Here is an 11973-nt window from a genome sequence, read left to right as displayed (position 1 = left end):
CTCTGTTATACAATTATGATTAATGTTCATTCTTATGAAAGTATGGGTACTTTTGATGGTCCGGGATTGCGACTTGTCGTTTTCCTCCAAGGTTGTCCCTTCCGCTGTCTTTATTGCGCCAATCCAGATACAATAGAGATAAAAGGCGGTACTCCCACCTCGTCTGAAGAAATCCTGCAAATGGCAATCAGCCAGAAAGCCTTTTTCGGCAAGAAAGGGGGAATAACCTTTTCAGGCGGAGAACCTACTTTACAGGCAGAAGCTTTAATTCCTCTTCTCAAAGACCTGAAAAAAAACGGTATTCACATCTGTTTAGATAGTAACGGTGGCATTTGGAATGAGAAAATAGAAGAGCTATTCAGTTTGACCGATCTGGTACTACTCGACATCAAGCAATTCAATCTGGAACGCCATCGCACATTGACAGGACGTAGTAACGAGCAAACATTGCGCACGGCCTTTTGGCTTGAAAAGCATGAGCAACCATTTTGGTTACGCTACGTACTGGTTCCCGGATATAGCGATTCAGAAGAAGATATCCGAAGTCTTGGTGAAAGTTTAGGAAAATATAAGAACATCGAACGCGTAGAAATTCTCCCATACCACCGCTTAGGCGTACATAAGTACGAGGCCATGGGATGGGAATACCAGTTGAAAGAGGTAAAAGAGAATACACCCGACCAATTGGTTCGGGCAGAAAGACTATTCAGAGAGTATTTTCCCAATATAGTGATTAACTAAAGAAGTTAAATCCGATTTTAAAGAAAAAACATCAAATCAAGAAGAGCGACACATCCGTTTTATCAGACAGCAATTGAGTAGAAAACTTAATATGTCAGACGTATTCCAGCCTGCAATGTAAAATTACACGGATTCTCCTTACGTATCGTCTGCACATCAGAACCGTCATCAAAGAAATAAGACACTCCAGGTTCCATATACAATCCGACTCTATTGTTCACATTATATTGTACTCCCACAGCACCCATCACTGAAAACTGCAAAGGCTTTACTGTTGCATTATCACTCCCAATCTTACCATACACACACTTCTCAACAGCACCTCCGGCAGAGACATACATCGTAAAAGGATTCTTTTCTACAAAATTCCAGTTAACGCGTACGGGAATACCGATATAATGCAATTTCTGTCCAACTTTCTCCAGACTGTCGTCAAACTTCACATCCGAAGCAAGATAAGTATAAGTCAATCCTGTTTCCAAAGAAAAGCTCTTTTTCAGATTCTTTCGTAAAGAAAGGCCAAAACTCAAGGGCTGTTTATGATTTATAGATTCTATGCTCCTTACCTGTTTTTTCAAATAAGGAAGACCATCCTTAAAGAATACCTCCTGCCCCTCAGGAATGGCAACAATACCGTCAGCCGTAGCCATCAAATCAAGTTTACCGGAATTAAATGCAGAACCGTGCTGATTTACACCATTGACAAGTCCACCGGCATTACCTACTCCCATCCCCACAGACCATCCTCTTGATCGGCTATCAGATTCACGTTCTATGGGAAGCTGCAATTTATCTTTTCCTGATGGCCAACGCTGCCCGGTTTGTGTCTTTTCACTCTCATTAACTTTCTTAGTATCAATATTTTCCTTATGCGAAACGACAGGCTCTGCTACTTGACAGATATCAGTAACATCTTCTTCCAAAGCAGCACCTTTCAATTCCTTGCGGCCAGAAGTCCCTACTTGCTGTGCAACCAATGAACGCCCCGAAATGCCAACTGCCGCAGAGTTACCATGGGGCTTATAAAAAGGCTCTGCTACGCCAGCGTGTCCCGAAGAAGCCGGCTGTTCGGGCAGAACATCCGGAACCACAGCCAAAGCAGGCACATTGGTATGCCGCACTTCATCGCCTACCGAACTTTGTAATAACCATAAACTGACGGACGACACAGCTATCAACAGTGAAGCGGCCGCAACCGCTGCCCAACGACGGAAAGAGATAGCCCGCCGCCCATCTATAACCGGAGAATCAGAAGCAGACAATTCCTTCTCCAACCGCTTCCAACCGAAAGAAGGCATCGGTTCGGAATAATCTTCCAACTGTTCCTTTATCTTTTTTATCCACAGTTCATCTTCCATATATTCTTTCGTTTACATATTTTTTTTCATCCATTCGCGCACTTTTGTAGCTAAAGCCGCTTTAGCACGTACTAATTGTGAAGCGGATGATTTTTCATTAATACCCAATATCTGAGCTATCTCTTTATGAGTCTTATCTTCTAAAACATATAAGTTAAATACAGTGCGGTAACCGACAGGCAATTCACAGATAAATTGCATCAATACCCTTTTGGGAATAACATCCATTGTTGAAGCATCCGGCTCTTCATACGTTTCAGGCATATTGTCCAATGCTGCCGACTGGCGCATAACATCATTCTTCCGTAAATACTGCAATACCGTATTCACCATTACACGCTCCATCCATGCACGCAAGGACCCTTTTCCCCACCATGTAAATTTATCAAAAGAGTTAAAAAGCTTCAGGAAACCATCGTGCATTAAATCCTGCGCAGTCTCCCTGTCTCCGGCATAACGAAGGCATACGCTAAGCATACGTCCTGCATAGTGCTCATACAGTTCTTTGCGAGCAAGATTATCTCCTAACCTGCAACGTTCTGCCAGTTCCTGTTCTTCCATTCTTCCTTTTAACACGTGTTTATCTTCTAAATGCAATTAGTGCAAAAATACTGCATCAAACAGAGATGAAAGACACTCTTTTACTTCTTTAACACTTTACTATGCAGTATATAATGCATAAATGTATTTTTTAAACAGAATTAGATAAAAAAAGAAAAATGACCTATTTTATGAAGAAACCGAGCATTACACTCATCACATCCATTCTCCTACTCCTTAATACTTTTATGTTGCAATCATGTTTGGACAATGATTGGGATAACCAATATCCCTCTTTATTTGCGACAGGCACTCTAAAACTAATTAAGGGGAACGATTATTATTTTGCATTGGATGAAGGCAGCAGACTTTATCCTGGAGATACTACCGCCCTCCATAATTATACTATAATCGACGGGCAACGTGCTTTTGTCTATTTCGACAAGCTAAATGAGAATAAAGAAGGATATGAATATAATGCCCAAATAAAACACATAGAGAATATTCTTACCAAAGATATCTATTTCATGACTGCCGACAAAATAGACAGTATAGGTAGTGATCGTATCAATATTATTGAGCCAATATGGATTACAGGAAATTATATCAATATTAAGTTCCAGATTTATAACAGTAACAACCAAGCCAAAAAGCATCTGCTGAATTTAGTCATAAATGAAAGCTCCGCCAGTGAAAAGCCCCAATCAGACTATGTCAATCTTGAATTCCGGCATAATGCCTATGATGATAATCCGATAGCGTTAGGAACCGGACTTGTTTCTTTTAAACTGGATAATATAGCAGATTTATTAAAAGATAAAAAAGGATTGAGAATTCACGTCAAGAGCCTATATGACGGTGAGAAGTATATAACCCTCGATTTTCAGAAAAAATAAAAAACATATAGAAGCAGAAGCCAGCTTAAGGAAAAAAAGTCCTACAAACGTTGAGTTTGTAGGACTTATCCATTTAACGGACTATAATCAGTCCTGCGGAGAGACAGGGTTATGAACCTTTTCTCTCCAAGTTCCTTATTTACAAGGTTATAATAATGTCAATTTTTCTCTTAGTAATGTTTTAGTAACCGAAGTTTGTCTGATTCAGTCACAAAATGTCCTTATGATGTCAATTCATACAACATTACTATACAAAGGTAGAAATATTTTTAGAAACGACAAACTCCCCCTCATTTTTTCATAATCTACATATAAAATTTAAAGTTCAATCACCTCATCAGCATTACTTTCTATCTAATGATTCATATCTTTTTGCTCTTGTTTTAAAGCCCCCCCTTCCATAACTTCGCAAATTTCATTTTTAACCTCATTTTTTCAACCGTACCTTGTGCCTGTATTTTTAGATTGTGAGTATCTGATGACATAGAAATCACATATTCGGCATCACCATTCACTGTTATGTTGGCATTATGGGTTACTATAACTACTAGCCTCGACTCCTTTATCTGTCGGATTCTATCAACGATAAGGTCATAAACAAGCCTATTATCAAGATCATCCTCTGGTTGGTCAAGAATGAGTGGATTATCACCAAACGAAAGAATGAATGTCAAGATAGCAGTAGTCTTTTATCCCGCTGATGCTACAGCTAAAGGTTTGAAATTACCATCACGATTTTATACTTCATCTCAATCTCATCTTCAGGATATAGTAAGTCTATCCTATCCATTTGGGTTGAATTGAGTTCTTGAATCATTCGAGTAAAATGTCCATCATACGCATCTCCTGTATAAACATTGTAATGTATATCATACATCGTTTTCTTGAGATCTCTCAGTCCAGCTAGTATATCTCTACTAGAATAAACTACACCAAGAACCGTTTCCATTCCTTTCTCATAACTTCCAGTTTTTGAATAATCCGACGAAACTTCTGCTCAAAATCAATTTGATCAGCATATGGCTTTATCTTGTCAGAGTTAATACGTGCATTAATAAACTCATCACGCATATCCGTTAGCTTAGTTCGCTTTTCTGCAAATTTCTTAAATGTGATACCGATACGTTCATCTATTGACTGCAATTTTGCTTCTTTTTGAGCAATCTTATTCAATTCTTCATTTTTTTCGCTATTTGTTTTGTGAATTTTTCAATATTAGATATATCCGTAACGCCTTTATCTTCAAGTTCTTTCTTTTTCTGAACAAATAATTGCTCACTAGTTTCTGCATTGAAGAACAAAGAAGTTTCTTTCAAGTTCTCAGTTGCCTTATGTAATAGAGTATTAAGTTCAACAACCTTTGCGCCAAATATTTTCCCTCTACACAATCGACTCTGTCAAAACTCCCAGTAAAGCATTAATTTCGTCTTGATAAATCTCTTCAAGGGGACTCACATCGAATGGTTGAAAATCATTAAATGTAGGCAAGATAGATTGCATATCCCCAATAGTATCATTTACAGTTTCAAGATACAATTGCAACAGATGCTTCTGACGAATAAAATTTTGTTGTTTTGATATTACATCAGAAATACCACTTTGTTTTAAAAGCTGTATTTTACTTTCCAAGTCTTTTATCTCGGTATTTAACTTACCTTTCGTTTGTATAGCTTACTGCAGAGCACGTTTATTAGCCATTAGACTTTGATAATCTTCACGTAACTGGCTACACGCTACTATAATTTCTCCAACTTCTGGCATAACATTATCTATACGATTACGCAGTGAAGTTGGTTTCTGTGCTATAGAAAATATCTGTTTCTGAGAATATTGCTCAAATCGAAAAAAATCAATAAATCCTTCGCCATTCACTTGTTCGTATTCATTCGTCTTTACATTTAGACGTTCTACAATGATATGTGGATTATTAGAATAGACATAAACAATCCTATACTCCAGTTCATCACGTACGAAGTAAACCTCTATTCGTGTATACTTGGTCAACACATCACATCCATCAGCATCAATAAGTTTGAAAAACTCTCTGTGATCTTCTGAAATATCAGACAGTTCTTTCAAATCATCCTCTTTTTCAAATACGGCACGTATAAAACGTAAAATACTTGATTTTCCACTACCTCAACCTCCTATAATGGTGGTCAGTTGTGGATTAAAGTCCATACTGAACACAAAGTCATTCTTTGTGAGTGAAGTATTCTGAATTGTAATCTTATGTATCCACAATGAGGGCAATTTGTATTGAGATAGAAGGCTCTTGAAACAATGAACTGTGCGTTCCGGCATCATGAGTGCTCGGCATAAGCTTTCGAAAGTAGGTTTTCCATCCATCTTTATCCATGTATAACGCTTGCCTATGCCAGCCAGACCATGTTTAGCTGGATTTACTGCATCTGGATTATCAGAGAATGTGAGTAGTTTCTTGTTAGTCACTTTTGCCACTGTCATACCATCGTATGCTGCTTTTATGCTATCTGCACCTATTGCCACAGGGGGATTGTTATAGTAAGCGTTTATTGCATCTACAATATCTTGATTTTCCTTCACTTTCAGCGAAGGATCAAGCAGTTCTTGATGTACAACTGTACAGCATGAATAAATGGCAAATTTAAAAACTCTTTTACAGAAGCAGAACTTGCGCAATATTCTAAACCATTGAACTCGTCAATATGTGCAGGAATAACAATAGCACCTTTTTCCTATGCAAGCTTTGCAATTTCAATGACTGTCTTTTGTGAGTGAGCTTCTGCTTTAGCAAACATGTCACGTGTGATACAACACACTAACAGAAAATCCTCTACATCTTGCTTGGTCTTATCTAAGTTGTATATTGATGACAGAGAAAATCAGAAACAGACAGGATAAAGCTACGTGACATGAAGCTATAATCTAAAATAGAAACGCCTATGGAGTGCTCTTGAAACGTCATGACAATACAGAGTTATTTGGAATATCTAAGGAAGAAAAGGATAATGGAAATAGCATGTGAAATGAAAAAATAGTCATTTCCACATGCTGCTAATTATTGAGGAGGAACATTTACTGAATATCCCTACAATAGATTGGTTATAGAAGCCTATTAGAGCTTTTTATTCTATGACACATTTTCCTTTCTTCTATTTTATAGTGGGCATACCAAAATTCTTAATATCAACTCCACTAAGCGAATAATATCCCGTTGAGTATGGTTTTGCGTTCTTGACAAGATAGTTCCAAAAGACATTACTATCAAGAATGCTTTTCAGGACTTGCAGTTTTTCAAGGTCGTCGCTAACAAATGCAACGCCATTGTATAGCATCAGGTCTGCATCGTCTCTCAAAACACAATGAAGAGGTTTGTTTGCGAACTTCGGGAAGAATAATTTATATCTTGGCATTATGAGCGACTGAGTTCTGCCGTATGCATACCATGTGGGATACTTGTCTGTCTTGCCTTTGTCACGCTCAGCGAGTTGCTTGCGCTGGGAAGAGAGGTAAGCATAAGTATAAGGGAAAGTGGTCTTCATAACTGACTCCTCAATAATTGTGGCTCGCCCTTCGTTGATGTAGTACGGAAAAATCAGTTTCTCGATAATGCTTTCAAAAGAAACTTTTGAGTTGAGTTTGTTGGAGTTGACGACATTTCTGCATATTGCCTTTTCTATAGGGAAGCGTTTATCTTTAGATTCCAGATAATAATAGTTGTCATCCTCCGCGACAGGCTTGAATATGTAAGTCTTGTTGCTGAGTGTTGCTATACCGTGACGGGACTGACAATATTCGCCAATAGGAATTCCAGCAGACTCTATTTGGCGTACTGCTTCAAAATCATTGAGACTCCATCCTTTTTTGTTATCAAGTTGGTTATATAAGATATTAGTAAATTCTAGCATTGCGTTTAAATCTCCATTCTCATTAACGGCGTAATGTAGTGTATCTGACGCTTGATTCTTTGTGAGGAAGAAAAGACATGTATATGTACTTTTCTTTTGGAAAACCTGATAGCCACGAAAATCCAATATTGAAATATCATGAATGCCACGAGAAAAATAATTCCGCACAGCTCTGCCATTAACCGAACGAATAAAGCTATTCATTGTGATGAATCCCAATCTTCCACCGTCATTCAGCATTTCAGTTGCTATTTGGAAAAAAGGAATATACAAATCGGGATGTCCTGACAGACAAACTTCATATTGCAACATCTTTTCCTTTGTGGTAGCATCTACATTGCGCGAACAGACATACGGTGGATTGCCGACAATAACATCAAAATGTTTGTAATCCTGGTTCCATTCTGCAGTGTTAAAATCTAATGTATTTGCTTGAAGAACATTGAAATCAAAGTCCAAGTCTTCTCCATGAAGCAAAGCCAAAAGTGAAAGTAGAATTTTTGTTCTTTCCACAGAATACTCTTGGATATCAATCCCATATACTGATTTTTGGTAGATGTCATAAAATGCCCTCCCTGTGTTGTTGTGCAAAAATAATGCAACATCCATCAAGAAACCACCACAACCACAAGCAATATCTGCCACACGAATATGTTGTATATGTTCATTGGGTATTGTGTTTAAGCAAGTTTCAATGATGTTCTCCCTTACGTATTTAGGTGTATAGACGGCTCCAGTCACTATGCGATCGGCCGGCGAAATGACAAATTCGAAAAGGCTAATCATGTCTTCTATTGTCATCGGTGCAGGATGGAAATGATGAATCTTTGACACAAACTCCTGCAACAAGTCAAAATCTTCATCTTCTTTGTCTATGAGTAAACTCTTAATGACATAATTATTCTCAATTTTCAAATCACTAAGCAACACAAAAGAAGACACGAACAGGCGATTTACTGTTCGTGTATCTGTAAGTTGTTTTCGTTTGAGATATGCAAAGATTTGAGAGTTCATTGATTAGGCAAAGTTTGGTTTTCCCCTAAACTGTTCTTCTAACTCGCGGTATAATCTGTTCAGTTCGTCTTTAGTTTTCAGTTCCTCTAGCGAATCAATGCTCACTTCATCTAGCTCTTTGAGCAGAATCTTGACTTCTTCCAACCTCCACTTCACACGATGGACAGGATTTCCGAAGTTAAGTGCAGACCACATCCAATCACCAAGATCAGTTGTTGAATGAATAGATCCATCTGCCAGTCTTTCAAATTGCTCTGCATAAGCAGCATCACAAGGATCTATGAAGCCTTGCTTTCCATCATTATGGATATTCTCATCCTTCGTCGGCCACTTTGCGCGTTTAGAATTATTGCAAGAACGGCATGAATAGATCAAATTAGAATACTCTGTGGGAGATATATTTACAAGATGCTTCTTGGGAACAAAGTGGTCAACTTCGTAATAAGTGTCCCTAAAGAATTCATGATCTCCGCAATAACCGCAGCGTTGATGAAAATCTTCGCACAACAATGACTTGTATTCGTTATAAGTCTTATATACCGGCACTGATGTCCGACGAGCGGGGGTTGTTTTTCTGAAATCTGTCATAGCCTACTTCTTGTGCAAATCAACAATGCTTTGTGCAACTTTCAGCAATTCCTCCAATGTATCATTTGATTTGCTTGTAATCAAATCAGAGCGAACGCTATTGTCCAAATCCAACTCGGACAAGTAAAGTTCAGCCTCAAATTTAGTTGCCGACTCTTCATTTGTCAAGTTCTCCCCCTTGGAAACTTTATCTTGGAACTTTTTGACCATATTTTCAGCCGATGCTTTACGGCTGTTATAGTTATTTACATTTGCCGTAATGATGCTTTTTAGCTTTTCGTATTGCTTTGCGTCGGTAAACAATTCTTTACCACGGATAATTTGGGCTTCTTTACACTCTATCAGTGCATTGTCCTCATACGATGTTATAATAAACATTGGTAGATGTTTATTGTGCCGATGAAGTTCACGTATAACGTCATCGCCAGTATACGATACATTGCCGGTATCATTCAAGCGATAATCAATTAATACAGCCTGAGCATCGAATTCGCATACATCCCGCCAAATGTCCTCTATATTATGAGGCATATATTGTGGAATGTGAAGTTGAAAGTCATTCTTCAGTACAGAATGGGCTTGTGATTGCCAACTTTCTTCTTCATCTAAATAGACTAATCTAATTTTATCACTCATAATCATTTGATTTTAAATATTGTTCTTATTCCAAACCCTGTCTCCACAGGCAGCAATGCAATCATAGCATCTGGATATTTGCTGATAATGCCTTTCACGATAAACAATCCCATGCCAGTACCAATCTTATTGTTCTGATTATCCACTGTAGATGTCTCAAAAGCATTAAAAATAACATCAGGATTATTCCTATATTCTTGAGAAAGCCCAATACCATTATCAACAAAGTCTATTACAGCATATCCATGGTCATTACTCACACTTACTGAAATCTTTTTTTTCTTTTCATTTGAAGTGAGGAATGCGGATATGGAATTTGTTACAAAATTGTTGAATATACTATCCAAATCCATTTCGAATCCTTTGAGTAATATGCCATCCATGTTTGTTATTTGGAGGTCTATATGTATCAATTTTCTTAATAGAATAGGTCTCCAGGATTCGATAAACAAAGTAAGGTAGTTCGACAAGTCAATATCTACCCAATCCCTTTTACTTCGACGTATTGAATTTAAAGAATAAAGAAGCCAATTATAAAGCCTCTCGTCTTCTTCTTTCATGTTTCTTAACTCCTGATAAGGATTGTCAAATCGCATTCCTTCAAACTGTTTTTCTGGTAGATATTGCAGAAGAATATTCTTAAGTAACTCGTTTCTCGGTAAAAGGCGAATCATCACGCTTCGGAGCTCATGAGTAAATGTTGCAGAAGATATTCCCATACTCGCCAGTCCGCGAAGCATTGAGAGTTCAACCTCCTTGTCATTGAGTTCTGTTTCCAAAGATTTATAGTCTGCAGCAAGAACCTTTAAATCTTCTGCTTCTTTAGACAGATTTTCTGCCTTAGAATCAAGAGCTTTATATGCAATCTCCTTTGCCCGTGTTGTCTGTGGATGTTCTCCTTTGTACAATTTCGACAGATTGTACATGACGGTATTGCGGTCAAGTTCAAAAACCGAGATTATCTGCAATAATAGGTTTTTGAACAAAGCGAAAGCCTCGTTTTCCTGAATGCCTTCTCGACTTGACTTATCCTCAAAAGCCGCATTAGTCAATCTCGAAATCTTGACGATACCAGCAATCTGATTTGGACGGATTCTATAGCCACCCATTTTCTGACCGGCACCGCCAGGACTCTTTGCCTGCCTGCGACCTAAACCTAACCAGTCATCCCCATTCTCTCCGTACGGACGGACACGGAATTCATCGCGATAGATACGCACACCGCCAAACCTGTCAAGCCAATGAGTACGGGCTGATTCGTCAAATAAATTGTATGGATATTTTTGATTTCCATCCTTGTCTCGATCATCCTTTAATGTGTTTTTTAGAAAAAAGAACGTAAATCCAAATTTTCCGACCTGTTCTAGCAAATCGGCATCAACCTTTTTGTTTATTTGAATAGTTTGAGAGACTTCTCTTTTCCGGAAATCCTCCAAACGAAACGGTGCAGCTTTCATCGCATCTCGTAGAAATACTTTGCTGTAAAGTGTTTCAAGTTTAGACAAATTCAATTCATTCCTCTCAATTTTTATCTGTATTTCGCGTCCTCCTTCATACTGAGCAGAAATTTTATAGTCATAATCCTCATACTCCATTGGATTGACCTTTCCACTCCACTGCAAGTCATGCATTTTGTACAGATATAATCCAAAAGATGTCTGCAATTCAGCAGGAATGAGCATCTCAAGATTCTTTAACAATCCATTCAGCGCATCGTCATTCCAATCGTCATTCAGATGGGATATACAAAGAATTGTTCCGTGAAAATTTTCAGATACTAATTTGTCATATATCGGCAATTTGTCAATGCCATATTCATTAAGCCTATCTACCAAATAGTCTGCAGTAATTTCTTCTAAATTTGCTTCTACATCCGAAAGCACACGCGCTTTGTCAAACTTTTTCCAATCAACACTCCATACATAACCTTTGCCAAACTCACTACTAACAAAAGACAACATCTCTGCAGAAGTCCCTAATCTGTTCAAGGCAAATCGGCCAATACCTTTTGCTCCACTTTTTACACGCTTTTTATTTGAAGAACGGGTATTGAGAAGTTTATCATCCGTACCAATCGTCATCCAATGCTTGATGATGATTTCATCAGTCATTCCTGAACCATTATCAATTATGAACAGTTTGGATTCAGCCTTATTTTCTCGGACATCTGCCACTACCACGCAAATATCTGCGTCCGCATCATAAGCATTTTTTACCAGTTCTACAATAGCCCCTTCTGCATTGGCAAAGTTCTCCATGCCAATAAGATGTGCTGTTCTTGCTGATATTGCAAATGGAATTTTCATTGTT

Annotated in this window: 13 protein-coding genes; 2 read left to right on the top strand and 11 right to left on the bottom strand. The window is 38.1% G+C overall.

Annotated features, from left to right (window positions below; all coding sequences use genetic code 11):
- Window positions 1-15 precede the first annotated feature (15 nt).
- Complete coding sequence (gene pflA / locus BACHE_RS09000; RefSeq protein ID WP_013547381.1) at window positions 16-741, top strand: pyruvate formate-lyase-activating protein; 726 nt, start codon at window positions 16-18, stop codon at window positions 739-741.
- Window positions 742-827: 86 nt separating this feature from the next.
- On the opposite strand, the gene BACHE_RS08995 is transcribed toward pflA, so the two are convergent.
- Both BACHE_RS08995 and BACHE_RS08990 read right to left on the bottom strand, forming a co-directional pair.
- Entirely contained in the window at window positions 828-2099 is a 1272-nt protein-coding gene (locus tag BACHE_RS08995) for a porin family protein (RefSeq protein WP_013547380.1), read from the bottom strand.
- A gap of 12 nt (window positions 2100-2111) precedes the next feature.
- A complete protein-coding gene (locus tag BACHE_RS08990; RefSeq protein WP_013547379.1) occupies window positions 2112-2660 on the bottom strand; it encodes an RNA polymerase sigma factor in 549 nt (182 codons plus the stop codon).
- Between the two features lie 170 nt (window positions 2661-2830).
- Here BACHE_RS08990 and BACHE_RS08985 point away from each other — a divergent pair, with 170 nt between their 5' ends.
- Window positions 2831-3535 carry a NigD1/NigD2 family lipoprotein gene (locus BACHE_RS08985; protein WP_041579772.1) on the top strand — a complete coding sequence of 235 codons (705 nt, stop codon included), beginning with the start codon at window positions 2831-2833 and terminating at the stop codon, window positions 3533-3535.
- A gap of 927 nt (window positions 3536-4462) precedes the next feature.
- Here BACHE_RS08985 and BACHE_RS08975 read toward each other — a convergent pair.
- From BACHE_RS08975 to BACHE_RS08935, 9 genes are all read right to left on the bottom strand, one after another.
- Window positions 4463-4708: a hypothetical protein gene (locus BACHE_RS08975; protein WP_013547377.1), complete on the bottom strand. Its 246-nt coding sequence runs from the start codon at window positions 4706-4708 to the stop codon at window positions 4463-4465.
- On the bottom strand, window positions 4705-4923 hold the full coding sequence (locus tag BACHE_RS08970) for a hypothetical protein (RefSeq protein WP_041579293.1): 219 nt from the start codon (window positions 4921-4923) through the stop codon (window positions 4705-4707). The genes BACHE_RS08975 and BACHE_RS08970 overlap by 4 nt, the downstream gene beginning before the upstream one ends.
- Window positions 4916-5164: a hypothetical protein gene (locus BACHE_RS08965; protein WP_013547376.1), complete on the bottom strand. Its 249-nt coding sequence runs from the start codon at window positions 5162-5164 to the stop codon at window positions 4916-4918. The genes BACHE_RS08970 and BACHE_RS08965 overlap by 8 nt, the downstream gene beginning before the upstream one ends.
- Window positions 5165-5206: 42 nt before the next feature.
- Complete coding sequence (locus BACHE_RS08960; protein ID WP_013547375.1) at window positions 5207-5614, bottom strand: hypothetical protein; 408 nt, start codon at window positions 5612-5614, stop codon at window positions 5207-5209.
- Window positions 5615-5674: 60 nt separating this feature from the next.
- Window positions 5675-6043 (bottom strand): hypothetical protein, encoded by a 369-nt coding sequence (locus BACHE_RS08955; protein ID WP_187289262.1) that lies wholly within the window; start codon window positions 6041-6043, stop codon window positions 5675-5677.
- Window positions 6044-6669: 626 nt separating this feature from the next.
- Window positions 6670-8439 (bottom strand): HsdM family class I SAM-dependent methyltransferase, encoded by a 1770-nt coding sequence (locus tag BACHE_RS08950; protein WP_013547374.1) that lies wholly within the window; start codon window positions 8437-8439, stop codon window positions 6670-6672.
- Window positions 8440-8442: 3 nt separating this feature from the next.
- Window positions 8443-9027, bottom strand: coding sequence for an HNH endonuclease signature motif containing protein (locus tag BACHE_RS08945; protein ID WP_013547373.1), 585 nt, complete (start codon window positions 9025-9027; stop codon window positions 8443-8445).
- 3 nt (window positions 9028-9030) lie between these two features.
- Window positions 9031-9663 (bottom strand): hypothetical protein, encoded by a 633-nt coding sequence (locus BACHE_RS08940; RefSeq protein ID WP_013547372.1) that lies wholly within the window; start codon window positions 9661-9663, stop codon window positions 9031-9033.
- Between the two features lie 2 nt (window positions 9664-9665).
- The gene (locus BACHE_RS08935) at window positions 9666-11969 is read right to left on the bottom strand and encodes an ATP-binding protein (RefSeq protein ID WP_013547371.1); all 2304 of its coding nucleotides are present in this window, start codon (window positions 11967-11969) and stop codon (window positions 9666-9668) included.
- Between the last annotated feature and the right edge of the window lie 4 nt (window positions 11970-11973).

Source organism: Bacteroides helcogenes P 36-108, assembly GCF_000186225.1.
Lineage (GTDB): Bacteria > Bacteroidota > Bacteroidia > Bacteroidales > Bacteroidaceae > Bacteroides > Bacteroides helcogenes.
The sequence above is the reverse complement of the archived record's forward strand: the minus strand, read 5'-3'. Positions and strand labels throughout refer to the sequence as shown.